Source organism: Cognatiyoonia sp. IB215182, from assembly GCF_033963905.1.
Lineage (GTDB): Bacteria > Pseudomonadota > Alphaproteobacteria > Rhodobacterales > Rhodobacteraceae > Yoonia.
Map to the genome: position 1 here is coordinate 19,515 of NZ_JAXBMB010000003.1, position 24,143 is coordinate 43,657.

General features: G+C 56.9%; 21 protein-coding genes and 1 riboswitch. Of the genes, 13 read left to right on the forward strand and 8 right to left on the reverse strand.

Annotated features, from left to right (window positions below; translation table 11 throughout):
• Nucleotides 1-89: 89 nt before the first annotated feature.
• Nucleotides 90-866, forward strand: coding sequence for an ABC transporter permease (locus SLH47_RS06260; protein ID WP_320238594.1), 777 nt, complete (start codon nucleotides 90-92; stop codon nucleotides 864-866).
• Between the two features lie 7 nt (nucleotides 867-873).
• Here SLH47_RS06260 and SLH47_RS06265 read toward each other — a convergent pair whose 3' ends face one another.
• The 7 genes from SLH47_RS06265 to SLH47_RS06295 form a co-directional block, all read right to left on the reverse strand.
• On the reverse strand, nucleotides 874-3,102 hold the full coding sequence (locus SLH47_RS06265; RefSeq protein WP_320238595.1) for a PAS-domain containing protein: 2,229 nt from the start codon (nucleotides 3,100-3,102) through the stop codon (nucleotides 874-876).
• A gap of 4 nt (nucleotides 3,103-3,106) precedes the next feature.
• The gene (locus SLH47_RS06270) at nucleotides 3,107-4,258 is read right to left on the reverse strand and encodes an FIST N-terminal domain-containing protein (RefSeq protein WP_320238596.1); all 1,152 of its coding nucleotides are present in this window, start codon (nucleotides 4,256-4,258) and stop codon (nucleotides 3,107-3,109) included.
• A gap of 36 nt (nucleotides 4,259-4,294) precedes the next feature.
• Nucleotides 4,295-4,996 (reverse strand): response regulator transcription factor, encoded by a 702-nt coding sequence (locus SLH47_RS06275; protein WP_320238597.1) that lies wholly within the window; start codon nucleotides 4,994-4,996, stop codon nucleotides 4,295-4,297.
• A 111-nt stretch (nucleotides 4,997-5,107) separates the two neighbouring features.
• The gene (locus SLH47_RS06280) at nucleotides 5,108-6,871 is read right to left on the reverse strand and encodes a PQQ-dependent methanol/ethanol family dehydrogenase (RefSeq protein ID WP_320238598.1); all 1,764 of its coding nucleotides are present in this window, start codon (nucleotides 6,869-6,871) and stop codon (nucleotides 5,108-5,110) included.
• 275 nt (nucleotides 6,872-7,146) lie between these two features.
• Nucleotides 7,147-8,937 carry a phosphate ABC transporter substrate-binding/OmpA family protein gene (locus tag SLH47_RS06285; RefSeq protein WP_320238599.1) on the reverse strand — a complete coding sequence of 597 codons (1,791 nt, stop codon included), beginning with the start codon at nucleotides 8,935-8,937 and terminating at the stop codon, nucleotides 7,147-7,149.
• A 129-nt stretch (nucleotides 8,938-9,066) separates the two neighbouring features.
• Nucleotides 9,067-9,960, reverse strand: coding sequence for a type IV pili methyl-accepting chemotaxis transducer N-terminal domain-containing protein (locus SLH47_RS06290; RefSeq protein WP_320238601.1), 894 nt, complete (start codon nucleotides 9,958-9,960; stop codon nucleotides 9,067-9,069).
• Nucleotides 9,961-10,027: 67 nt separating this feature from the next.
• Nucleotides 10,028-10,909 (reverse strand): type IV pili methyl-accepting chemotaxis transducer N-terminal domain-containing protein, encoded by an 882-nt coding sequence (locus tag SLH47_RS06295; RefSeq protein ID WP_320238602.1) that lies wholly within the window; start codon nucleotides 10,907-10,909, stop codon nucleotides 10,028-10,030.
• A 429-nt stretch (nucleotides 10,910-11,338) separates the two neighbouring features.
• Nucleotides 11,339-11,447: riboswitch (guanidine-I (ykkC/yxkD leader) on the forward strand.
• 79 nt (nucleotides 11,448-11,526) lie between these two features.
• Here SLH47_RS06295 and SLH47_RS06300 point away from each other — a divergent pair.
• The 10 genes from SLH47_RS06300 to SLH47_RS06345 all read left to right on the forward strand — a co-directional run bounded on the left by SLH47_RS06300 (nucleotide 11,527) and on the right by SLH47_RS06345 (nucleotide 20,218).
• Nucleotides 11,527-12,573 carry a putative urea ABC transporter substrate-binding protein gene (locus tag SLH47_RS06300; RefSeq protein ID WP_320238603.1) on the forward strand — a complete coding sequence of 349 codons (1,047 nt, stop codon included), beginning with the start codon at nucleotides 11,527-11,529 and terminating at the stop codon, nucleotides 12,571-12,573.
• A 42-nt stretch (nucleotides 12,574-12,615) separates the two neighbouring features.
• On the forward strand, nucleotides 12,616-13,428 hold the full coding sequence (locus tag SLH47_RS06305; RefSeq protein WP_320238604.1) for an ABC transporter permease: 813 nt from the start codon (nucleotides 12,616-12,618) through the stop codon (nucleotides 13,426-13,428).
• A complete protein-coding gene (locus tag SLH47_RS06310; RefSeq protein WP_320238606.1) occupies nucleotides 13,425-14,195 on the forward strand; it encodes an ATP-binding cassette domain-containing protein in 771 nt (256 codons plus the stop codon). The genes SLH47_RS06305 and SLH47_RS06310 overlap by 4 nt, the downstream gene beginning before the upstream one ends.
• Complete coding sequence (cutA, locus tag SLH47_RS06315; protein ID WP_320238608.1) at nucleotides 14,196-14,543, forward strand: divalent-cation tolerance protein CutA; 348 nt, start codon at nucleotides 14,196-14,198, stop codon at nucleotides 14,541-14,543. It abuts the gene before it with no gap.
• A gap of 10 nt (nucleotides 14,544-14,553) precedes the next feature.
• Nucleotides 14,554-15,798: an agmatinase family protein gene (locus SLH47_RS06320; RefSeq protein WP_320238610.1), complete on the forward strand. Its 1,245-nt coding sequence runs from the start codon at nucleotides 14,554-14,556 to the stop codon at nucleotides 15,796-15,798.
• Nucleotides 15,788-16,183 (forward strand): carboxymuconolactone decarboxylase family protein, encoded by a 396-nt coding sequence (locus tag SLH47_RS06325; protein WP_320238611.1) that lies wholly within the window; start codon nucleotides 15,788-15,790, stop codon nucleotides 16,181-16,183. Before SLH47_RS06320 ends, SLH47_RS06325 begins: the two co-directional genes overlap by 11 nt.
• Nucleotides 16,173-16,601 carry a hypothetical protein gene (locus tag SLH47_RS06330; RefSeq protein ID WP_320238612.1) on the forward strand — a complete coding sequence of 143 codons (429 nt, stop codon included), beginning with the start codon at nucleotides 16,173-16,175 and terminating at the stop codon, nucleotides 16,599-16,601. The genes SLH47_RS06325 and SLH47_RS06330 overlap by 11 nt, the downstream gene beginning before the upstream one ends.
• Before the next feature lie 134 nt (nucleotides 16,602-16,735).
• A complete protein-coding gene (locus SLH47_RS06335; protein WP_320238614.1) occupies nucleotides 16,736-17,530 on the forward strand; it encodes an HAD-IIB family hydrolase in 795 nt (264 codons plus the stop codon).
• A 4-nt stretch (nucleotides 17,531-17,534) separates the two neighbouring features.
• Nucleotides 17,535-18,770, forward strand: coding sequence for a glycosyl transferase (locus tag SLH47_RS06340; RefSeq protein WP_320238615.1), 1,236 nt, complete (start codon nucleotides 17,535-17,537; stop codon nucleotides 18,768-18,770).
• A 155-nt stretch (nucleotides 18,771-18,925) separates the two neighbouring features.
• The gene (locus SLH47_RS06345) at nucleotides 18,926-20,218 is read left to right on the forward strand and encodes a PQQ-dependent sugar dehydrogenase (protein WP_320238617.1); all 1,293 of its coding nucleotides are present in this window, start codon (nucleotides 18,926-18,928) and stop codon (nucleotides 20,216-20,218) included.
• Nucleotides 20,219-20,260: 42 nt separating this feature from the next.
• Here the strand turns inward: SLH47_RS06345 and SLH47_RS06350 are convergent, their stop codons facing one another.
• Entirely contained in the window at nucleotides 20,261-22,024 is a 1,764-nt protein-coding gene (locus SLH47_RS06350; RefSeq protein WP_320238619.1) for a sugar phosphorylase, read from the reverse strand.
• 201 nt (nucleotides 22,025-22,225) lie between these two features.
• Between SLH47_RS06350 and SLH47_RS06355 the strand changes: the two genes are divergently transcribed.
• Together SLH47_RS06355 and SLH47_RS06360 are read left to right on the forward strand one after the other, a co-directional pair.
• Nucleotides 22,226-22,804, forward strand: a complete 579-nt coding sequence (locus tag SLH47_RS06355; protein ID WP_320238621.1) for a TerD family protein — start codon at nucleotides 22,226-22,228, stop codon at nucleotides 22,802-22,804.
• 359 nt (nucleotides 22,805-23,163) lie between these two features.
• On the forward strand, nucleotides 23,164-24,141 hold the full coding sequence (locus SLH47_RS06360) for a calcium/sodium antiporter (RefSeq protein ID WP_320238622.1): 978 nt from the start codon (nucleotides 23,164-23,166) through the stop codon (nucleotides 24,139-24,141).
• Nucleotides 24,142-24,143 lie beyond the last annotated feature (2 nt).

Below are 24,143 nucleotides of genomic sequence, written 5' to 3' on the forward strand. Positions count from 1 at the left end.
CGGGGGTCGCACCTTGTCCTATGCGACTTAGGTATGAGACCGGCGATTTGGCATTGGGGTCGCAAAAGATTTCATGACAGGATGTCGTCATGACATCCACAACGCCCCAGTCGAACGGTGTTATCACCGCGATATCCCTGATCGGATTGATTGTTTTCTGGACCGTCCTGGCGTGGCTCAAGGCCGATCCGACCGTGTTGCCAACGCCTTTGGAGGTCTGGCACATCGCCCGGGCCGAAGCCGCATCTGGTGAGTTGGCGCGTCACATGATCGCAACGATCTGGCGTGTGGCGGCGGCATTTGGGTTGGCGATGACACTGGGCCTGATCATCGGTTTTGCGATGGGACGCAACCAGACGCTGGACCGCTGGTTCGGGGCGTGGCTGGTCGTGTTCCTGAACATCCCGGCGCTTGTTGTCATTGTCTTGTGCTATCTTTGGATCGGGTTGAACGAAACGGCTGCTATCGTCGCTGTCGCACTCAACAAAACGGCAATGGTTGCAGTTACGATCCGGGAAGGCACTCGTGCTCTGGATCCGCAGCTTGAGGATATGGCCCATTCATTTGGAATGAAACGCGGCACGCATTTTTGGCACGTGGTTTTGCCGCAGCTTTGGCCCTTCATCGCATCAAGCACTCGAAACGGGCTGGCAATTATATGGAAAATCGTTCTGGTGGTCGAGTTTCTCGGGCGCAGTGACGGGATCGGCTTTCAGATCCATCTGTACTTTCAGCTCTTCGAGATCGGCTATGTGATGGCCTATGCGTTCAGCTTTGTCCTGTTCATCCTCGCCCTGGAGTGGACAGTCATAAATCTGTTTGAAAAACGCGCCACGAAATGGCGCCTCGCCCCTGGACAGATCTGAGCAGCGGTTATTGCCCAGCCAAAACGGTGTAGGGCCCTTCCAGGCACCGCACGCCAGACAGAAAGCGAAGCAGTTTTTCCTTGTCCACGGGCTTGGTCAACAAACGCAAGGACAGATCTCCGCAGGCTTGCTGTAATTCCCTGCTGCGATCAGCTGAAATCACAGCTGCAGGGACTTCCCCGTAGCGCATGAACAGCTCTCGATAGAGGTCGATGCCGGACGGTCCCGATCCCAGCTGATAATCCAAGAGCAGAACATCGGGCACCAATTGTATCTCACCCAGCAAATCCAGCGCATCGCTTGCACTCTGCGCCAAAAGCACTTCGGCACCGTGGCTTTCGATCATCATGCTCATCGCGTTCGCAAGCGGCATATCGTTTTCGACCAGCAGAACGATCATGCCATCCAATGCGTTGCCCCAATCCGCGCTGACTTTCGGCAATGGAAGGCCATCAGGCTGTTTTGACGAAGCCAGCGGCATATTCAAAGAAAAGCAACTGCCATGACCAACACGGGACCAGAGGCTCAGGTCATGCCCCAATCCTTTTGCGGCACGTTCCACGATTGCCAGCCCGAGCCCAAGGCCGTCATTGCTTTTGTGCTGATCCAGCCGCGCGAATTCCTGAAAAATCGTCGCGCGGTCATTGTCTGCAATGCCGGGTCCGGTATCCCAAACCTCAACCCGTGCAGAGCCACCATTGCGACGGACGCCGACGATCACGCGACCTGTGGGCGTATACTTTACAGCGTTCCCAATCAGGTTCTGCAAAATCCGGCGCAGATATCCTGGGTCACTGACCACATGCAGGCTGCTATCCACGATTGTCAGATCCAGACCTTTGGCCCGGGCCACAGGTGTCAATTCATCCCGCAAAGGTGACAGCACTGCGGCAAGCGGGACGGCACGCATATCGAAGACGGCCTTTCCCGCGTCAAGTTTCGAGATATCGAGCAATGCTTCGATAATGTTTTCGACACCCAGTAAGGCATTTTGGGCCTTGCCCAGAACGGCTAATGCGCCGTCATCCTGCAACTGATCCGACAGCGAAGACATAAAGAGTTTTGCTGCCGATAGCGGCTGCAACAAATCATGGCTGGCTGCTGCGACAAAACGGGATTTGGATGCATTGGCGCGTTCCGCCTCGGCCAGAGCCTCGCCAAGCTCTTCGGTGCGTTCGATCACGCCACGCTCAAGCGTCTCGTTCATCTTTGAGAGCGCCCGTGCCGCTTCCCGCTCTGACGTCACATCCGTGAAGCTGATCACAAAGCCACGATCCGGCATCTCTTGTCCAAAGATGCTGAGTGTCTGGAAATCGCCACGAGTGACTTCAAAAGCAATCCGCCCGCGGCGCGTGCGCCGATTTGCCCATTTCAAAAGCCGATCAGGATCAAAATCACCATGGAAGGTCAGATCGCTCTCAATCTTCTGAAGCAAATCTGCAAACGGAAGCCCGTGGATCGACGGTTTCGGCGACAATGACAGGATACGGTTCATCGTCTTGTTCCAGCCGACCAAACGGTTGTTGTGATCGAAGATACAGACCCCCTGATTAAGGTGATCCAATGTCGCCTGCAGGATCCTGGCCTGCTGATCGAGCATCTTGTCGCGTTCTTCGCGCTCGGAACGCATCATCTCGGTCACATCAGTCTGCAGAATGACGGTTCCGCCGCGCGCGGTACGATGCTCACTGATCTGCAACCAGCGGTTCCACATCAATCTGACATTAAAGACAACGTGATCCAGACTGTGGCGCGACAGCCGTCGTTTGGCCCAGTCCGCTTGGGTTTCGCCTTCGGGGATCGCCAGATGATCGCTCTGCGACACAAGCTCCACATAATTGGCAAAGGTAAGGCCTTCGACCAGGTGGTCCTTGATGTCAGAGATGTCGCGGCAGAAACGGCTATTGAAAAGCACCAGCTTTTCATCAGGGTCAAAGAGCGCGAAGCCTTCGTCAATCGTTTCGATGGCTTCGGTCAGATTGGACCTTGTACGTTCCGTTTCGGCATTGGCCTGTTCCAGTTGAGCGTTGGATTCCTGCAATAGATCCAACGTGCGTTCCAGCTCTCGTGTACGTTCCCTGACTTGGGTCTCTAGCAAGGCGGCCCGTTCGAATTGCTGATAGGCTAGGCCGGATTGATCGTTCTTTTGTTCGACGCGCCGCATCAGAGACTGCGCGATCTGCAGCAGTTTTTCGTTCTGCCGCTCGATCGTGTCATTCTCGTTGATGATCGACATAAGCCTAGCTTGCATCCTTCCGATAGAACGCGACGCCCGTCATTGTCTGGTTCACATGTAACGGACCTATCTGTTCACCATAAGTCGAAAACCCCGTCACGTTGTAGCGTGACATAACGTCCGACAACTCGCGGGTCATTTGCATCTGCTCGGCCTCAATCCGCCGCAAAATGCAATCGCAGGCAATGATGTCGCTAAAGCTGGCCCTTTGCGCCAATCTTTCCATCTGATCGCGCAAATGGGTGGCCATATTGGCAGGCTCTGCAATGGTCAGCACCATGCCTTCATCAATGGCCGAAAAGAACACCAGTTCGCCAGCTTCGTTGACCTGCTGGATCGCACGCACGTGGTGGTCGCCGCCAATCCGCACCACAACGGGATGCGAGGCAAATATGAACCTGTCGAGCTGATCGGGATCCTTGCCCACAAGCCGGGCGTATTCGCGCGCAGCTGGTTCGGCATTGATCGATTTTACGATCCGTCGTTCAGGATCGGCATCCGTGACAACCATCTGTGTTTCAGTCGGCACCAGATGATCGAGGCTAAAGACCTCGGTCTCATGAACGCTGCGGATCAGGTTGAGAACGGCACCATTCGTCATGATCTGGCCATTCAGTGAGACCATTGTCGTCTGAAAATCCGTGCCGTCGCCCGCCGACGCCCCGAACAGCGGCATATTCCGCAAAGCAGGCGAAATCGTCGTCGTCAGCGTGTCTTCGCGCAGGGAAAGCCCGTCGACGATCAGGAATGCAAAACCGTTCTCCATCTCCGGGCTGCGTTCTTGCAATGCCACGCGCTCCTGCGCCACCCGGTCCATTTCCAGTTCCGGCTGAAATTCATCGAGGTCACTGATTGCCAGCGAGGTTGATGCGAATTCGGCGCGGGGAAATCCAACCGCGACGATCAAACCTTCATCATAACCCAAAGCACCGATTTCACCGGCGGTCGTACAAGCCACCACATCCGTATCAGGATAGAGCTTTTCGGCCTCTGCAACCACGGCCCTGAAGTCGGCTTGTGGTGTGACAAACAGAAAAAGCACCGCCAGCGCGTCTGTGCCAAGCTCCGCACTCAAAGCCTTAACTGGCGCCGTTGTCCCACACCGCACCTGCGCCTTGCAAAGAAGGCCAATCGGCGACGTTACCGTCGTCCTCATTCAGATATTTCCTCCCACCGCGAGAGGATAAGATGGCTAGTTTGAATTTGGCAAGGTGTTAAAATAGCGCGCCTCTTGCGCGACTAAAACCGCCTGTGTGCGACGCTGGACACCCAGCTTGCGCATGATCGCAGTGACATGCGCCTTAACCGTGCCTTCGGCAATCGAAAGGTCGTAGGCGATCTGCTTGTTCAGCTTGCCTTCGCAGATCAATTCCAGAATGCGCCCCTGCTGATTTGTGAGCGAAGAAAGCCGTGCCATGATCTGTGCATGGTCGTCATCATTCTCTGCCTCCACGAAACCAGAAGGTTTGTAGACGCCTTCATTTGCAATCTCGGCCAGCGCTTCTTTGAACACGGCGCGTCCGGAATGCTTGGGGACAAAACCCGACGCGCCAGCGGCAATGGCACCGTTGATAATTGCATTATCCGTGACGGAGGAGACGATCAAAACGGGTGATTTGTCAGCACAGCGTTTGATGCGGATCAGACCGTCCAGGCCACTCACATCCGGCAGGTTCAGGTCCAGCAAGATCAAGGCTGGTGCCGACGCGCCATCAAGGATGCGCTGCCCGGCTTCCATGCAATCCGCCGTCTTGACATCACTGAATTCGCCCAAGGCGCGCAGTGTCAATTCAAGCGCGTCGCAAAAGAGCGGGTGATCGTCAATGATCAGGGCCCAGCCCATTCGTTGCTTGACTTCTTGTACTTCTGCTGGCCGGTGTTCAACGGTGTCCATGCTCCGACAATAGCCATCGCGCGCCCATGCGCCAATTCGCCAAAAGTCTTATACGCGAAAAAGACGCATCCCCTTTCAGGGATGCGCCTCTTGGCCGTCTATCGGGAGAACTCAGTTCGCGGCCAGTTGTTGCGGCAGGCGGAATGTCCAGAGCAGACCACCCTGATTGAGATAGTTGACCGCGCTTGCGACCTCACCACCCCAAAGCGGGACAGCACCACCCCAACCTGAAATCACAGAGACATATTGCTCACCATCCTGTTCCCAGGTGATGGGCTGTCCGACGATGCCGGAGCCGGTCTGGAAGGACCAAAGCACCTCGCCCGTCATGTCATCAAAAGCGATGAACTCACCCTCTGGCGTGCCGGTGAAGACCAGGCCACCTGCTGTTGTCATCACGCCACCCCAAAGCGGTGCGGGGTTCTGATGTTCCCAGATGATCTCACCCGTGTCAGGGTCGATGGCTTTCAGGCTGCCGATATGATCTTCATAGTTGGGCTTGATCGTGAAGCCAGAGCCAAGATAGGCCGCACCTTGCTTGTACGTGATCGGCTCGTTCCAGATATCCATGCCCCATTCATTCGACGGAACATAGAACAGGCCAGTATCCGGTGAATGGGCCATCGGCATCCAGTTCTTGCCACCGAGGAAGGAGGGCGATGAGAACACGACCTCGCCTCTGTTCCCATCGGCCGCTTCGGCCGGATCGCCGGGGCGATTATCCTCGACAAAGATCGGGCGGCCGTTTTCATCGATGCCCTCGGCCCAGCTGATATCTTTCACGAAAGGATAGGCATTCACGAATGCGCCGTCCTCACGATTGAGCACATAAAAGAAGCCGTTCCTGTCTGCCGTGGCAAAACGATCATTGCCGTCGCGGTCGGTATAGGCGACGACCTCGTTCACACCGTCATAGTCCCACCCTTCGCGTGGGGTGGTCTGGAAGTGCCATTTGATTTCACCATTGGCGGGATCGATCCCGAGGCGCGATGCTGCATAAAGGTTGTCGCCCGCATTGTCTTCAACCGGCTGCCCTGCATTGCGCAGATGACTGTTCCAAGGTGCGGGGTTGCCGGTGCCGAAAACAAGCGTGTCGGTGTCAGCATCATAAGAGCCGCCGAGCCACGTGGCACCACCGCCGGTTTTCCACATATCGCCCGGCCAGGTCGCGTTCAGTGTGCCGGTCATGGTGCTTTCTTCGCCGTTCAGCGTGCCCATATGCCCTTCGATCACGGGCCGCGTCCAGACCAGGTCGCCGGTGTCAGCGTCACGTGCCTGCACTTCACCGACAATCCCGAACTCACCGCCTGAATTGCCAGTGACGACCAGCCCGTTCACAATGAGCGGCGCCGCAGTGTAACTATAGCCCGCACGATAATCCGCGATCCGCTTGTTCCAGACCACATCGCCGGTATCCTTGTTCAGCGCCACAATCCGGGCGTCCAACGTGCCGAAATAGACATTGTCACCAAAGATGGCGGCGCCGCGGTTCACCACATCACAGCACGGCAGAATACCTTCGGGCAGGCGCGCGTCATATTGCCAGATCTCGCGGCCCGTTTTCACATCAATCGCAAAAAGGCGGCTGTAAGAGCCGGTGATATACATGACCCCTTCGTGAACAAGCGGCTGTGTTTCCTGCCCGCGCTGTTTCTCACCGCCCAGCGAAAAGGCCCAGGCTGGAACCAGATTTTGGACATTGTCGCGGTTCAGCGTGTCCAGCGGTGAATAGCGCTGCAGATGACGTCCCATCCCGTTTGTCAAAACGTCCCCGGTCGAGGCCGTGTCGTTCAACAGCATCTCTTCTGTGACCTGCGCCTGCGCAACAGGTGCCGCAGCGATCGCGGCAGCCACGGCTAATGCGAACCCTCTCATATCTGGTTCCTCCCATTTCCCAATTAAGATCGTGTGCGCCCACGCAGCCGCATGGACTGATCCGGCTATAGTATTCGCGAAAAAGCCTGGGTCGTGATATTGAACCTTCGTCGTACGACTATGTTTGACTTGACGAATGTCAGGAAATCGCGTGATCGATGGCCTCCCGCAAATGAAAAACGACGCCCTGTTCCCAAGGCGTCGCTCCGTCGGATCAGATCGAAATCTGGCCAGTGATGCGACGGAGAAACAAACTCCGTCTTGCGTGCCACTTGTCAGAGGCGGCTCTCGCCCACCGGAACTCTGACCCACACCTCGACCCTGCGATTGCTCGCACGTCCCTCTTCGGTGTCGTTGCAATCAAGGGGCATTTGTTCACCGAAGCTGAGGGATCGAATACGTGGGATGTCATAGGTTTTGCCTGCAAGTTCGGCCTCGAGAACCGCTTGAACGGTCTCGGCCCGCCTTTGCGCGAGGGCCGTGTTTTGCGCAGGGTCGCCGATGTTATCGGCAAATCCGACAAGCAGGATCTCAAGACCTTCAAACTGGTTGTCGCGCAGGCGCAGCACCATGTCCTTGATGTTTTCGACCGATTCCGCATCCAAGACGCTTGATCCATAGGCAAAACGGAACGTTGTCGACAGCCGGTCGGCATAGCGCAATTCGCGCAACATCTGTGAGAACTGACCGCCCCTGAAATCGGGTTCAACAACCGCATTGTGGATGAGCGCTACTCCAAGGTCCTGGATTCGCATGCGTTGTAATTGCGCGCTGGCGAACCCGGCATCAGAGATGCTGATCTGTGCTGCATTTGTCTGCGACCAAGCGAGGATATCGCTCGCCACGGGATGCAGCGTGTCGCTGTCGGCATAGGCAATCACTGGGTTAGCGAAAGGATAGTTTTGGATGCGGATATCAAAATCGGTTGGTTGCGCGATCAGGCCGCACACCTTGCGCGATGCAACCATTTCCGCACCGCCGCGGATCGCATGAGCCCGGTCAACAAAACCAATCGCAGCCGGGTCGTTGCGGACCGCGCTGATCATGTCCTCAATGCTCTTGTGAAGAACAATGTCACTGCCACCACCCGAGGCAATCCGGGTCGGCCCTTGCCCGAACAGGGGTGTATCGGGCAGATTGCCTGTCTCCGACACAAGGTGTCGTGCGATTTGCCGGGTGCCGCCGCCCAATGTCTCCCAAGTGGTCATGCCGCCAGACCAAATCTCGGCCATCTCTGCATTGCTGAGATCGCGGATCGGATTGTCGTCGCCCACGATTATGACATTGGCGTCATAAGCCATCTGCAGAACCGTATCGATGCGCCCTGCAAAACCGTCGAAGCTATCTTCACCCAAGGGCTGATTGACGATGCCGAAACCACCGCCCCACATCTCGGAGGCTGGAATTCCGTTCGTCGCAAAAAGGGAGATTTCTGCGGTGAGCAGGCCAGTGTCGCTGTCGATCAATTTGATCAACTGACCCTCATCCGATTCCGGACCAAACTGATACTTGAGATCATGCGCGCGGGCATATCCCCGCAGAAGTTCCGGTATCAGAAAGCGGGCTGCATTGTCGTTGGCAAAGACGCTGAAGGTTGGATCGTAAATATCGACCTCGGGGCATGCCGTACCTTCGCAGCGGAATTGCTGACCGTTGATCTGCAATTGCCCAAGATCGGTTTCGATGATGTAGCGATTGCCGGAGAACGCGATCAACTCACCCTGAAGCGTGTAGTCCTCGTCAATCCCGACCAGGCGAATAGACCGATCTTCTGCAACTTCATCCTTTTCGAGGCTGGGGCAGCCCGCGCCAGAACATTCCACCAGGCTTGCATCGATGAACAACTCGCTTTGGAACGCGGTCGAGATCACATAAACCTCGTCCTCGTACCTCATCATCGTGCCATGGATTTCGATCGTTCCATCCCGCGCCGTCAAAACAACGCTTTTGTCGCCTTCCGCAAACGCCAACGGAGCGCCAGCGAATGATGCCAGACAAAAAACAGTGGCATAACGGATCGGGTGCGCCTGGTTCGGCGCATGGGCATTTTTGACGGAAGAGTGCATCGCGTGTCCCTCGTAAGGTGATATGTGGCAGATGAACCGGATTTACTCACAACGTCGTACTCTTGGTGGCCATGCGTCATCACATTGCCTGCACATGCCCCGGAACATCCGGCGCATGTGCCCCCAGCACTAACTTGCTGAGGTTGATGCGGCGTAAAGACCCACCGCCTCATTCATCTTTTGCAGCAGAAGTTCGGTGTCCCGCGCGAGGCTTGAGAGTTCCCGATCCGAGATCGGGTCACCGTCTGCGGCACGGTCCATGACCACCCGAATGGGCTGCCAAAGCTCTGACACTTCGCGCAAGGTTTGCGAGATTTCAGTTGTTGGTGGGGCAATCACACCAATGTCGCCAAAACCGTCCTGCAGTGCCAGCAAGGAGGAATCGAACAGCTCAACCGCATTGGCCAGACTATCTGCGTAAACGGTTGGGTCTTCTGCCTCTCGCATCAGGCAAACGTTTTTCACAGCCAGCTGCGTGAGCATGCGTTGCCGACCAGCAATATCGATGGTGATTGCAAGACCAAGGTCCAGATTTTCTGAGCCCTCAGCCCACGCCCGGGCCGTCTTGTAGACAGCTATGTTCATGAACTTCAGAACGTCGAGGCCGGTTTCGTCCATCACCGCAAGATCAGCGTATTCCACATACGCCTCATCGATCCCTTTTTCCGCGATGATCTTGTAGGTGGCCCAATGTGGGTCAACACGCTGAAGCGCGCTGATCACGTCAGAATGCGTCTCTGGCCCCAGCCGCATGCTCGGATCACCATCACGCAAAGCTACATCTGTTCGGGTGAACAGTTCGTAGGCCTGCGTCAACTGATCATAAGCAGCGGTCGCATCAATATCCTGCGCCATCAAACATGCGGCTTTGGTCATCCGTTGCGACAACATGCGCTGGCGCCCGGCGACGTTAATGCGGACCGACGGATCGTCAGATGAGATCGCCGCGCTCTGCGCAGATGCGACCGCCGGGGTCAACAAGGCTGTGCCCAGCAATCCTGCGCTGATGAGGGTTCTTAACATGGGTGTTCTCCGTTTCGTTCCTGTACCGGCGACGGCACAGTGCGTTTGTTCAAATCTGTAAGGCAGTTCAGGCGCCATAAAGCCCGACCGCCTCATTCATGGTGCGCAGCAAAGGCTCGACATCGATGGCAAGGCGACCCAGGTCCTGCGTCGACAAGGTGCCGGTTTTCGCCGCATCGGTCAGTCTTGCCTTGATGGGCCGCCAGAGGTCGGCAACCTCTGCCAGTTTGCGTGCAACTTCGGGATTTGGCGGGGCAATAATGCCCGCCGTCGGATGCCCTTCACGTAAGGCATTGAGCGAGCGCTCGAACAGATCGATCGTGTCGTAAAGCCGCTCTGCCTGTTGTTCGGGTGCCGCTGCAACCTGCATCAGACATGCCTCTTTCACAGCCCTCTGGCTGAGCATGCGTTGGCGACCGGCGACGTCTACGGTAACGGCTAGGCCCAGCGACACTTTCGGGGCCGCTGCGGCATGTGATTGTGCTGTCACAAAGACGGCGTGGTTCAGCTCGCGTAACAAATCAAGCGCGGCATCATCAAGCGCAGCAAGTTCGGCAGTGGTGATTTCAGCATTGTCGATGCCGTTTTCGATGACGAGCCGGTAGATCGACCAAGGCCGGTCTGCCTGCCTTTGCACCTCTAAGACAGGCGTGTAGGTCTCTGGCGAAAGCCCCAGTGCAGCATCGCCATCGCGCAAGGCCCGCGACGAGCCGACAAACAGATCATACGATTGCGTGAGTTGGTCAAAGGCCGAGGTCGTGTCGATGTCCAATGCCATAAGGCATGCCGCTTTCACCATCCGCTGGCTCAGCATCCGTTGACGCCCAGCGATGTTGACGCGCAGCACAGCCTCTTCGGCGCCGACGGTGGCGCCATCGGCAAATGTGCTTTGCGGCATGACACCCATGCTCATCAAAGCAAGTACCTTCAGCAGCGAGCTTCTTCTCATTCAGTTATCTCCTGCATGCGCCATGGCGGCATGGTCGCGTGAATTGGTTTACACAATCTTAACAGGTATACGACGCTTACGTTAACGTCATGGTTGTTCCCTCAACAAAACGAAATCGCTGGCTGAAGCAGACATGCTTCAACACTCAAAGGGCGTATTGGAAAGGGATATTCTACAACCGGCAACTGGTTATGCGATACGCATGCGGTGTCAGTTCTTGTGAGTCAACGTTTGTCTTTTGGCGTTTCCGCAAGGGAAGGCAGAATCTGTTGTAATTCGGAACCAACAGGTTGCGCTTTCAATAAGAGAGTGGCGTTGAAATGATCATTTTTGATGCAGGTCGCAAAAACATTGGGCGAATGTGCGGCTGACCCCGCACCTCACGGAACCAAACCTTGATCGCTGCGAGGTGGTCCGTTTCCCTCGAAAATGCAGGACATCTAGGGTTCCGACGCGGTTTGACGTGTGACTGGTCCGAGAGATGTCGCTGTCCGTCAACAGACCGGGCAGTACACGGCGGGGCAAAATCCCGGGAGGCTACTGCGCTGGTTTGACCCGCGCTCCGACGACGCCCTCCTCGCGGTCAACCATTGGTGAAAATTGAATGGGGACCGAAAATGAAGACGTTTATCACGACAACGGCAATCGCACTCTACCTGGCAACCGGCGCTTCTGCTCAAGAGAAGACTGAGTTCCGGGTCGCATGGTCGATCTATGTGGGCTGGATGCCATGGGGGTATCTGGAAGACAGTGGGATCATGGACAAATGGGCCGACCGTTATGGCATCGATGTCGAGATCGTGCAGATCAACGATTATGTCGAGTCGATTAACCAATACACGGCCGGTCAGTTTGACGGTGTGTCGGCGACCAATATGGACACGCTGTCGATCCCCGCTGGTGGCGGCGTTGATACCACGGCCCTGATCGTGGGCGACTATTCCAACGGCAACGACGCGATCATCATCAAGGGTGATGGCGACCTGAGTAGCCTCGCCGATAAACCGGTAAACCTCGTGGAACTCTCAGTCTCGCACTATTTGCTGGCGCGTGGGTTGGACAGTGTGGGCCTGTCAGAGGCGGACCTCGACGGCGTCATCAACACCTCTGACGCGGACATGATTGCGGCCTTTTCCACGGATGAGGTTGAGGCGGTGGTGACATGGAACCCGCTTGTGTCGACCATTCTGGAAGACCCCACCGCCACCAAACTCTTTGACAGTGCCGATATCCCTGGTGAGATCATCGACTTGATGGTGGTCAACACCGAAACGCTTGCTGCGAACCCGGATTTCGGCAAAGCGATGGTTGGGGCATGGTACGAGGTCATGGGCCTGATGGCCGCCGGCGATGAAGAGGTGCTGAGTGCCATGGCCGAAGCGTCCGGCACTGACCTTTCCGGGTATCAGGCACAGCTTGCCTCGACCGAAATGTTCTATGATCCGGCAGAGGCTGTGGCCTTCACCGCAAGCCCCGAATTGCCAGCGACGATGGTGAGCGTTGCCGAATTCCTGTTCGACAAAGGCATTCTAGGCGAAGGTGCGCCATCTGCCGATTTTGTCGGCGTCGCCTATCCTGATGGCACGATCACCGGCGATCCGAACAATGTGATGTTCCGCTATGACACGACCTATATGCAAATGGCCGCCGATGGCAGCCTCTGATAGAACAACGCAGCCCCGGACCTGATCCGGGGCCCTTGCCCCATGCGCCTGATCAACATCAAACCGGGCCGTCCGCTGGCCGTTTTTTTGGCTCTGCTTCCTTTCGCGGCGGTGTTCATCGCATATGCCATCGGGTCCGAAATCCGGCTTGCGGCCAACCCGTCAGACAAGCTCTTGCCCGCGCCGTCCACGATTGGCGAGACCGCATGGCGGCTTATGACAAAGCCGGATAGGCGCAGCGGGCGTGTGCTGTTCTGGTATGACACATGGGCCAGTCTGAAACGGCTGGGGCTGGGGATCGGGATATCCGCGTCGATTGGGCTGGTCGTGGGACTGCTGATTGGGCTCTTGCCGCTTGTACGCAGCTTTCTGGCGCAATTCGTGGCGGTGCTTTCGATGATCCCGCCTTTGGCCCTACTGCCGATCCTGTTCATCATCTTTGGCTTGGGCGAGTTGTCCAAGGTAGTCCTGATCGTGGTGGGCACCCTGCCCTTCATCATCCGCGACCTGAGCCAACGTGTGCTGGAAGTCCCGCAGGAATTGCTGGTCAAAGCGCAGACACTTGGCGCCTCAACATGGGTCATCGCGATCCGCGTCGCGCTGCCGCAAGTGATGCCGCGCCTCATCCAAGCGGTGCGCCTGTCGCTGGGTCCCGCATGGCTTTTCCTGATCGCGGCAGAGGCCATCGCCTCCGATTTGGGGCTTGGTTACCGCATCTTCCTCGTCCGCCGCTTCCTCGCCATGGATGTGATCCTGACCTACGTGATCTGGATCACGATCCTCGCCTTCCTGATGGATTGGCTTCTGCGCTGGACCTCACGCCGGTTCTTCCCTTGGGCGGAGGATGGGCTATGAGCTTTGTTGCCGTCACTGATGTCTTCCAAAGCTATGGCCAGCGTCCGATTATCGAGCGGATCAATGTCGCCGTCGATGAGGGTGAGTTCATCTCCATCGTCGGGGCGTCAGGCTGCGGCAAATCCACATTCCTGCGGCTCTTGCTGGCGCAGGAACGGCCCTTACGTGGGGAAATCCGCATTGACGGCGCGCCTCCCGCTCAGGAACCGGGTTTGGAACGCGGCATTGTGTTCCAAAGGTACTCAGTCTTCCCGCACATGACGGTCCGCGAAAACGTTGTTGCTGGCGAATGCTTTCGCAAACCATGGGGGCGGTTCTTTGGGGCAGAACGCAAGGCGGCTCGCGCGCGCGCCGATGAGACTCTGGACCGCTGCGGGCTCGATCATGTGGCCGAACAATACCCCGCCACCTTGTCAGGCGGGATGCAGCAGCGCCTTGCTATCGGGCAGGCACTTGCCGCTAAGCCCCGCATACTGCTGCTCGATGAACCCTTTGGGGCGCTGGACCCCGGAACGCGCCTGTCGATGCATGACTTTCTGCAGGACCTCCGGACGGAAACCGGCATGACCGTCTTCATGGTCACCCATGATCTGGAAGAAGCGTTCAAGCTCGGCGACCGAGTCCTTGTCTTCGACAAGCCTCGCTGGGATCCGCATGATCCGAACGCCTATGGCGCGACGATTACCTACGATTTTGACGCACGTGATGGTGGTATTCCGTTTCAGCGATTGCGAGAAACGGGAATGACCATTGCGGAGGGCCTTTAAATGGCACAGATCATCGAAATCACCATTACCTATCACGAGGCGGACGCCGCCCGGCTTGCGGCCAAAGACTTGGTCACGCGTCACCTTGCGGCCTGCGTCCATATCGCCGGGCCGGTTGAGAGCGTGTTCCGCTGGGACGATGCCATCCAGATCGAGCCGGAATGGCGCCTGACAGTCAAAACGCAGAAGCCACTGGCCCGGAATGTGGCCGATCATCTGATCGAAAATCACCCTTACGACTTACCCGGGCTCGTCTTTCACCCTTGCGACTGCCAGCCGGCTTTCGCTGAATGGGTCGCAGCCGAAACCGCGGCGCCCGACCTCACCAAAAACGCCACGGACACCTAAGGAGCACCTGATGCCCGTCTTTTCCCATCACCGCACGCGATCTCATCACCCCGCCGACTTGCGCCGGGATGAGCGGCGTCATCACCACCCGGACCTGACCAAGCTGCAGGGCTGGAAGGCGATGCAGGCCGAAAAAGAGATCCCCGGCAGCGGTTGGGCGCAAGAGCGTCAATGGGCGCTCCGAATGGGGCTGACCGGTGCGGATTCGATTGAAGACAAATCCATCCCCACCTTCGCCCGGGGTGAGTTACCGCATTACGCTGGCATCAACACATTCCTCAAGGCGCCCTATGCCGAGGACGTCACCGAGGTGAAAGACTACGATGCCACCGTTCTTGGTATCCCGTTTGACGGTGGTACGACATACCGCGCGGGCACGCGGTTTGGACCGCAGGGGGTGCGCAAAATCTCGGCGCTTTACACGCCCTACAACTACGAAATGGCGATTGATTTGCGCGAGCAGATGACGCTTTGCGATGCGGGTGATGTCTTCACAATTCCCGCAAATATCGAAAAGACCTTTGATCAGATCAGCCGCGCGGTCAGCCACGTTGCATCATCAGGTTCTCTACCCATCATGATTGGCGGCGACCATTCTATCGGTTTTCCTTGTGTGCGGGGGATCGCGGAATGTACGTCCAAGAAGATCGGCATCGTGCATTTCGACCGCCATGCGGACATTCAGGAAAAGGATCTCGACGAACGGATGCACACCACACCGTGGTTCCATTCGACAAACCTGCCGAATGTCCCAGCGAAGAATCTCGTGCAGGTCGGCATCGGCGGTTGGCAGGTGCCGCGCGACGCGGTCAAGGTCGCGCGCGACCGTGAGACCAACATCATCACCATGTCAGATATGGAGAAAATGGGCGTCGAGAAGACCGCTGAAATGGCGCTGGAAATGGCCTGGGACGGGGTCGACATGGTCTACATGTCCTTTGACATCGACAGCATTGATTGCGGATTTGTCCCAGGGACCGGCTGGCCGGAACCCGGTGGATTCTTGCCGCGTGAGGCGTTGAAACTCGCCTCCATGGTCGCGGCCGAGGGGATCTGCGGCATGGAACTCGTCGAAGTCGCACCCCCCTATGATCAATCAGAGATCACTGCGCTGATGGGGACGCGGGTTATTGTAGATGTGCTCGGGTCGCTTGTTGCATCCGGCAAACTCGGTGCCCACAAACAACACATCGACAAACCGGTGGAGATCCCGCACGGCGAATTCGAAGGGAAACGCTGGTCAAATGCCAAGTGACGATACGACCGCTAGGGGTCGCACGCTATCCGAAGAGCTGAACCCTGGGATGGAAGCGGCACTTGAGGCGCGCTACGGCCATCTGGTGCCGGGCATGGCCGAAGGCGTTGTGGATTTCGCCTATGGCCGCCAATATGCCCGCCCCGGCCTGCCGCTGCGCGACCGCTATCTTGCGACCATTGCCGCACTGACAGCACTTGGCGGCCAGACTGCCCCCCAGCTCAAAGTGAACATCGCCGGAGGCCGCAAGGCGGGCCTGAGCCAGCAAGAGATTGGCGAGGCAATCTGGCAAATGGCGCTTTATGGCGGGTTTCCCGCGGCCATCAACGGGTTGAACGCGGCACTTGAAGTGTTCGCCGAGGAGGAAACAAAAGATGCCCCATGATATCGTGAACGGCCATATCGGCCACAACCACAGCCATGGCGACCACCTGCACAGCCACATGCCCGATGCAGATAAGGCCGAGGAATTGCAGGTGCTGACCACGCAGTTCATCGACGGCTTTGTCGCGGCGAAAGATAAGATGTCCTACCTGCGGCTTGCCGGGGTCCCGTTGGAGATTGACGCACCTGATGGTGGCCCCAGCATGAAGCTGGTGGACGTCCAACTGACCACCGAATGGCAGGTTGGCACGGCCTCTCCCTCGTTTGGGTCGCAGGAACTGTCTTATCTGCCTTATCCCGGCGACATGGTGACGGAGCGGACGAATATGGGCTTTGTCTATGTCTCCCTCCGCGCAAAACAGATCAACGATTTGCGCAGCTTCCTGCAGCAGCATCCCGCGGCCAGCGAGGTATCGTGATTGCCATCACTGTGTCGCGCCCCGACTCTGGGTCAATGCGCGCCCTATGATCCCCGCCAAATGGAAAGGCGGATAAGTGGTTGTAAGCCGAACTTGGCCTTGCAGACACTGACTTGGTGAAACACACTGATCGTATGCAGCCTCGTCCCTCGTTCCTTGTCTTCTCTGATCTTGACGGCACCCTGCTTGATCACACCACCTACAGTTGGGAGGCCGCAAAACCGGCGCTAGAGCGGCTGGCACGATTGGACATCCCGGTCATTCTAGCAACAAGCAAGACGGCAGCTGAAACCACTTTGCTGCAAAAAGAGATGGGCTTAACCTGTTATCCGGCGATCGTAGAAAACGGTGCGGGTATTGCAGGTCTCGACGGCGATACCGCGCAGAATTCACATGAATACAAAAAGCTACGCGCCATAGTTGATAGAAGTCCTGCTCAATTGCGCACTTCATTTGTGGGTTTTGGAGATATGTCAGTCGAAGAGGTCGTAGAGATGACCGGCCTCTCGCCTGAGGCCGCGTCGCGCGCCAAAAACCGCGATTTCTCCGAACCCGGCCTTTGGTCCGGTAGCGCGGCGGACAAGGATGCATTTTTGTCCGAACTCTCCGCACATGGTGTCACGGCTCGCGAGGGCGGGCGATTTTTGACGCTGTCCTTTGGCAAGACAAAGATGGACGGCATGGGGGAGGTCATGCTGCAATTTGGTCACCCTAAGTCCATCGCCCTCGGAGACGCGCCTAACGATGTCGAGATGCTGGAAAGCGCCGATTTCGGTGTGATTGTGGCCAACCCTCATCATGCCCCCCTGCCCGCGCTGTCTGGCGAAGAAACCGGCCAGATCACACGCACTGATGAGCCCGGACCCGCAGGCTGGAACACCGCGATGAATGCATTTCTCGACCGTCACGCAGTACCGATGAAAGGCTGACACCTTGGTTGATTTTCACCAGAACGGGAATATCGCAACCCTACACAATCTGCGGACCCGGACGCTCGCCGATCTCACGCATGAGCTGGAGGTTTTCGCTCCCACGCGGAAAATCTCGTTGGTTTTACCTTGTCTCTATTCCGAGCTTGAGACCGAGGCGATGCCTCGCATCCTATCGGAACTGGCTGAGGTCAAATACCTGCACCGCATCGTCATCGGCCTCGACCGTGCCGATGAGGCGCAATTTCGGCATGCCCGCCAATTCTTTGCCCCGCTCAATCAGAACCATACCGTCATCTGGAACGACAGCCCGCGTATGAAGGCGCTCGAGGCCCGCTTGAATGCAATCGGACTTGCCCCGGCAGAAAGTGGTAAGGGCAAGAATGTCTGGACTTCAATGGGGTACCTCATCGGCTGTCAGGATAGCGCCGTCATGGCAATCCACGATTGCGACATCACAACATATACCAACGAAATGCTGGCGAGGTTGGTCTATCCGGTGGCCAATCCCGGTTTTCCCTATCAGGTCGCCAAGGGCTATTATGCGCGGATTGGCAATGACAAGCTGAACGGGCGGGTCACGCGGCTTTTGGTCAGCCCGCTTCTGATCGCGCTGAAACGGGTGATCGGTGATCGTGACTACATCGATTACCTGCGAAGCTTTCGCTACCCGCTCTCAGGCGAGTTCGCAATGCGCACGAACATCTTGCCTGACCTGCGCATCCCGTCCGATTGGGGGCTTGAGATCGGTGTGTTGTCCGAGGCGTGGCGCAACCTTGCCCCCAAAGCCGTCTGCCAGGTCGAGATCGCGGATAGCTACGACCACAAGCATCAGACGGTGAGCCCGGATGATACCAATGCCGGCCTCAACCGGATGTCGGCAGATATCTGCAAGGCGGTGTTCCGTAAACTGGCGGCTGACGGCACGGTGTTCACCCAGAACACGTTCCGCACGCTCAAGGCCACCTATTACCGCATCGCGCTGGACCTGCTTGAGGCCTACTATACTGATGCGAAAATGAACGGTCTCCGCCTCGACCGGCACGCCGAGGAAGCGGCAATTGAGCTTTTCGCCGAAAGCATCATGCGCGCGGGCCAGATCTTCCTTGATCGCCCGCACGAGACGCCATTCATCCCCAGCTGGAACCGGGTGCATGCGGCCGATCCCGATTTCCTGCGAGAGATGCATGGCGCGGTCGCGGCGGATGCAAAGGAATTCGCGCCGACTGGTACCATCTGAGTCCTAGAGATCACCGCCTTCACGTCAAAACGGCGCTCGCCTTTCCCAGAATTGGTGAAAGCCGCCCCTTGTGCTACCTAAAGGACACCAGAGGAGGAGAATAACAGCACGAAATCACGAGCAGTTTGTCACAAATATCCAAGGGAGGAGCTATTATGAGTATGCGTTTACCCAGAGGACAATCCGCATCAGTCATTGCGATGATTGCCTCGGCAGCGACCTTCGCGTCAGCCGTCACCGCAGATACGAGCCCCAATACCAGCAGTCTGCAGCACTCCATCGTGCTGGAAGGATTGTCGGACCCGTGGGACATGGCCTTTCTGCCGGATGGCACCATGCTGTTCACCGAAAAATGTCAGGGTCTTTCGGTGCGTTTGCCTGATGGTTCTGTGAACGCGCTGCTTGGCATGACCGAAAGCGAAGGCTACGCCGCAACAGCCAATGACCTCTTCTGCGAAGGACAGGCGGGTATGAATGGCGTCGCTTTTGATCCTGGCTTTGATGAAAACAGGCTGATCTACGTCTATTCGACGTCAAATCTGTCATCACCACCGACGAACCGTGTCATGCGTCTGACGCTCAGCGACGACTTCGCATCCGTCTCTGACCGCACGGATATCATCAGCGACATTCCTTATAAGGAGTTTGCGACCGACCATCCCTTTGGCGGTCCCGGTGCGCATAATGGCGGGCGCGTTCGGTTCAATCCGTCTGACGGTTTCCTTTATGTGACAACCGGCGACACGCATAACGGTGAGGTGCCGCAAAGCCCGAGCCTTTTGGGCGGCAAGGTGCTGCGCGTTGACAGCGATGGGAATGCGGCGGATGGCAACAACGCCCCCGATCGCTTTGACCCGCGTATCTACACTTATGGGCACCGCAACATTCAGGGCATCACATTTCATCCTGAAACAGGCGTCCCGATTGTGGCCGAACATGGCCCGTGGCACTCCGACGAGATCACGGTGCTTGATCCCGGTGGGAACGGCGGCTGGGACCCTCGGCCCAATATCGCGGATCGTGGCGATTGCCCCGACAATTACTGTGGCTACATGCCCAATCAGATGGATGGGATGAACGCCTTTGAACGCGCGTCCTTCATGCCGATGACCGACACCGGCACATATCCTGAAGCGATGCCGCCCATTTGGAACAACAATGGATTGTCACAGGGCATGTCCTCTGCTGAGTTTCTGACAGGCGAGGCCTGGGGGTCGTGGGACGGCAACATGGTTGTTGGCATCATGGGCATTGGTTTTGGCGGCACGCCCATTGGGCAGCGGATCGATGTTATCGAGCTGTCCGACGATGGGCGATCCGTTTTTGACGTGACCGAGATGACGTTGCCCATGGAGCCGGGGCGTTTCCGGTCGCTGGTCCAAGGACCGGACGGCGCGCTCTACGCGGCTGTGGATGAAGGCGAGATACATCGCCTTGACCCGAACTGATCCATTTGGAGACGCGCCGTTTTCCGGCGGCGCGTCACTGCTTTAGTGCCCGGTATTGCTGATCCAGCGGCATTGATAGGGGGCCAGTGTGATATCGCCCGTGCCGATATGATCCCCGGACAATAGGTCTATCCAGGTCAGATCGGCGATGAGGTTCAGGGCGCTGTCGGGGATCGTGACCGTCTCCGCGCTGACATTGTGCAGCGCAAAGATCGACTGATGCCGATCCAGACTTTGCCGCCAAAGACCAAAGACCCGTTCATCGGCCATCGGAAAGGTAAACTGGGTCGCATTGGGGTGAAACGCAGCCTGTTCCTTGCGCAATTGCAGGCGCATCCGCATTTGCGACATGACTTGCGCTTGCATACTGCCCGGATTTGCCAGGCGCTGGCGCAAGTCATCGTAATCCCAACGGTGCCGATTGATCGCCCGGTTCATGCCGCGCTTTTCTACGCTGTCATGATCATTTGGTGTGGCCAGCAATGAGTGAATGTAAAAGGCGGGAATTCCTTCGAGCGACATGACAATTGTTTGCGAACAGATAAAGCGCGCCAGATGGTATTCATCCACGCCATTGACCGTTTCGCGCATCGCCTCAAAGAATGTTGTGTTCAGCTCATATGGTGCCTCGCCCCCGTCAGGCAGCGCCCGCATCGAAACAAGGCCGCCGATCTTGCGCACCAGATCGATCACCGTCTTCTGATCATCCGCCGACAACAGCCCCTCTGCCGGGCGCATGCCAATCCCGTCATGGCTGGCCGTGAAGTTGAGATAGGCACAGCCCAAAGGGGCCGGCGGCATCGCGCGCTGCCACTTGGCCAGATGCTTGGCCGTACCCGTCATCATCGCATGCAGGATCAATGGCGGTAGCGGAAAATTGTAGATCACATGCGCTTCGTCCCTCTCGCCGAAATAGCTGAGATTTTCGGCCTTGGGCACATTCGTCTCGGTCAGCAAGACAACCGGCTCCACCGCGTAATCGCAAAGCAACCGCATCAGTCTTACGATGGCATGGGTCTGCGGCAGATGGATGGAGGGCGAACCAACCTCTTTCCAAAGGAAAGCTACAGCATCAAGGCGAATGATCTGTACGCCATTGTCGATATGCAGCCGAATGATGCGCAGAAATTCCAGCAAGACCTCCGGGTTGCGAAAATCCAGGTCAATCTGGTCATGGCTGAACGTGCACCAGACATGGCGCGGACCGCTGATCGTTTCCACCTCTTGCAAAAGTGGCGTGGTGCGTGGACGCACAACCATGTCGAGGTCGTCATCGGGCGAGGCCTCGAAAAAGAACCGGTCATAAGGCGCTTGTCCCTGACGGTACGCATTAAACCAGCGCCCCTGGCTTGAAACATGGTTGAGCACCAGATCCGACATCAGCTTGAACTCGCCCGCGATGCGGTTGATGTCGGTCCAATCGCCCAATTGCGGGTTCACCGCTCGGAAATCAGACACCGCAAACCCGTCGTCCGATGTGAAAGGAAAGAACGGCAGGATATGGACCCCGTTCAACACCCCCTTCAGATTTCCCAGAAGGAAATCGTAGAGCAAGTCCAATGGTTTATGCACACCATCGCGCAACGTATTGCCGTAGGTGATCAAAAGCGCGTCCGATTGCGACCACATCATATTGCCGGGCACCCTGCCCCGCTTGCGGCGGCGTGCACCTTCAGGCCAAAACGCCTCAATCACCTTGGTGGCCAGAATATCGGTATCAACGTCCGGATAAAGAAACGCCAGATATGGCTTTAGCAAGCGACTGAATGCCGTTGTTTTCTCTTTGGTGTCGGTGACTTGGTCCATGGGCAGAGACAAGCATGAAAAATCCGACCGGACAAACGATAACACGGACCCCTAAGACTTTGCGCATACATAGATGGATAGGATTGCTACTTTTCTGAGCGTCAAACCCGCGAAAAACCGCCACACGCCGTGCGTACCTACAACTTTTGCAACCATGCCCTACATGTGTCGGCAAGGCATGCGGTAATAAGGGACCCGCTCATGGCGATTTCATTGTCAAAGGGACAGACAATCAGCCTGAATGAGGTCGGCGACAACCTCAGACATATTCATGTTGGTGTTGGCTGGGATCCGGCCATACCGAAAGGGCTGATCGGACGATTGACCGGGCCAAAGGAAATCGATCTCGACGCCTCGGTTATTACCTTTGACAAGAAGAAGGAGCCGACCGGCATTGTCTATTTCGGCAAGCTTGAATCCCCGGATGGTGCGATCAAGCATATGGGCGACAACCTTACCGGTGACGGTCGCGGTGATGACGAGGTGATCGAGGTTGATCTGACGCGACTTGACGCCTCTACAGAAACGCTTGTCTTCTTTGTTAACTCCTATCAGGGACATACATTTGACGAGGTCGACAATGCGTTCTGCCGCGTGACCGATGCCGATAGCGGCATGGAACTCTGCCGCTACACGCTGAGCAATAAGGGAGCGCATACCGGGGTCGTGATGGCCACCCTGTCCCGCGATGGCGATGATTGGCAGATCAAAGCGGTGGGTATGCCCGGCGTCGGGCGCACTGCAGATCAACTTGTCCCCGACGCTTTGCGTCATATCTAGGTGCCTGCAGATTGGCAGATCATGAGCATAATCAAGCGCGACGGAGAGGCTTCATGACAGGAATTGCCGATGTGGCGGAGCGGCAAAGGTCTTCTTCGCGAAACCAGTCGACACCCGCCATTCCCGATGCGGAAAAAGCATGCTCGATTGGGCAAGGCATATGGGATGTTGCATCCGCCCCGGTCAACCGGTTAGGGCATCGATGTAAGGCAAGAACACATCGCCAGCACAGGCGAGATCAGGGAAGGGGTTTGACCATGTTGAAGAGTATGCCGCCAAGAGGCGCAGACGAAAACCCTTGTCCCGGCGACGCTGCTCTTCCCCTAACCGCATCCACCCTCTGATCAGGAATAAAGCACTTGGAACTTCCCAACTACGACCTGTTCGTACTGGCGGCTGGCGCCATCATGTTTGGCCTCTTCCTGCTGATCAAAGGGGGCGATTGGACGATTGAATCGGCCGTCTTTATCGCCGAGCGCACCGGGCTGTCACCGCTCTTCATTGGCGCCACGATCATCTCGTTCGGAACATCTGTTCCTGAACTTTTCACATCTGTGAATGCCAACCTCGCGGGCTATCCCGGCATAGCGCTGGGCAATGTGCTGGGGTCGAACATCGCGAATATCCTGCTTGTTCTGGGGGCGACGGCCATCGTTTTTCATGTCGAAGGCAGGGCCAAGGACTTGATGAAAGACCTTGTCATGCTCGTGCTTGCCACGGCGATCATGGTCTACGGGATGATGGCAGGCGTTTTTTCCATTCTGCTTGGCCTCATCATGTTCGGCATTCTGGTGGCGTTTGTCAGCTACCAATACGCAACCAACACACTTGTGCTTGAAGAGGATGACGACGACGACGCGACCGAAGGGATCGAAACGATGGGAATGGCACTTCTGATCCTGCTGGGTGGATTGGCAGCGCTCGCCATCGGATCGGAAATGCTGGTGAAAGGAGCCGTTGTGACGGGCACGATCATTGGCGTGCCTGAGGCGATTATCGGCCTAACTGTCGTAGCCTTTGGCACCTCGCTGCCCGAGCTTTCGACCTGCATTGCTGCCGCGCGCAAACACTCTGTTGGGCTTATTCTTGGCAACATCATCGGCTCTAACACGTTCAACATCCTGTCGATTATCGGTCTGACAGCGATCATCAAGCCATTGGATGTTGATCCCGTACTGTCCGGAGTTCAGATGTGGGCAACGGTTGGCGTCACGTTGGGCTTCGTGGCCTGGATGCTTGCCGTCGGTAAGATCACCCGGGCGGTCGGATATGTGATGGTCACCGCCTATATCGCGTTTGTTGCGGCACAATACCTCGTGCCGAAGATGGTCGCTTAACG

Bases quoted from the DNA above. Each gene is read 5' to 3' on its own strand.
- SLH47_RS06260 (WP_320238594.1), top strand. From the start codon at position 90: ATGACATCCACAACGCCCCAGTCGAACGGTGTTATCACCGCGATATCC.
- SLH47_RS06265 (WP_320238595.1), bottom strand. From the start codon at position 3,102: ATGTCGATCATCAACGAGAATGACACGATCGAGCGGCAGAACGAAAAA.
- SLH47_RS06270 (WP_320238596.1), bottom strand. From the start codon at position 4,258: ATGAGGACGACGGTAACGTCGCCGATTGGCCTTCTTTGCAAGGCGCAG.
- SLH47_RS06275 (WP_320238597.1), bottom strand. From the start codon at position 4,996: ATGGACACCGTTGAACACCGGCCAGCAGAAGTACAAGAAGTCAAGCAA.
- SLH47_RS06280 (WP_320238598.1), bottom strand. From the start codon at position 6,871: ATGAGAGGGTTCGCATTAGCCGTGGCTGCCGCGATCGCTGCGGCACCT.
- SLH47_RS06285 (WP_320238599.1), bottom strand. From the start codon at position 8,937: ATGCACTCTTCCGTCAAAAATGCCCATGCGCCGAACCAGGCGCACCCG.
- SLH47_RS06290 (WP_320238601.1), bottom strand. From the start codon at position 9,960: ATGTTAAGAACCCTCATCAGCGCAGGATTGCTGGGCACAGCCTTGTTG.
- SLH47_RS06295 (WP_320238602.1), bottom strand. From the start codon at position 10,909: ATGAGAAGAAGCTCGCTGCTGAAGGTACTTGCTTTGATGAGCATGGGT.
- SLH47_RS06300 (WP_320238603.1), top strand. From the start codon at position 11,527: ATGAAGACGTTTATCACGACAACGGCAATCGCACTCTACCTGGCAACC.
- SLH47_RS06305 (WP_320238604.1), top strand. From the start codon at position 12,616: ATGCGCCTGATCAACATCAAACCGGGCCGTCCGCTGGCCGTTTTTTTG.
- SLH47_RS06310 (WP_320238606.1), top strand. From the start codon at position 13,425: ATGAGCTTTGTTGCCGTCACTGATGTCTTCCAAAGCTATGGCCAGCGT.
- cutA (WP_320238608.1), top strand. From the start codon at position 14,196: ATGGCACAGATCATCGAAATCACCATTACCTATCACGAGGCGGACGCC.
- SLH47_RS06320 (WP_320238610.1), top strand. From the start codon at position 14,554: ATGCCCGTCTTTTCCCATCACCGCACGCGATCTCATCACCCCGCCGAC.
- SLH47_RS06325 (WP_320238611.1), top strand. From the start codon at position 15,788: ATGCCAAGTGACGATACGACCGCTAGGGGTCGCACGCTATCCGAAGAG.
- SLH47_RS06330 (WP_320238612.1), top strand. From the start codon at position 16,173: ATGCCCCATGATATCGTGAACGGCCATATCGGCCACAACCACAGCCAT.
- SLH47_RS06335 (WP_320238614.1), top strand. From the start codon at position 16,736: ATGCAGCCTCGTCCCTCGTTCCTTGTCTTCTCTGATCTTGACGGCACC.
- SLH47_RS06345 (WP_320238617.1), top strand. From the start codon at position 18,926: ATGAGTATGCGTTTACCCAGAGGACAATCCGCATCAGTCATTGCGATG.
- SLH47_RS06350 (WP_320238619.1), bottom strand. From the start codon at position 22,024: ATGGACCAAGTCACCGACACCAAAGAGAAAACAACGGCATTCAGTCGC.
- SLH47_RS06355 (WP_320238621.1), top strand. From the start codon at position 22,226: ATGGCGATTTCATTGTCAAAGGGACAGACAATCAGCCTGAATGAGGTC.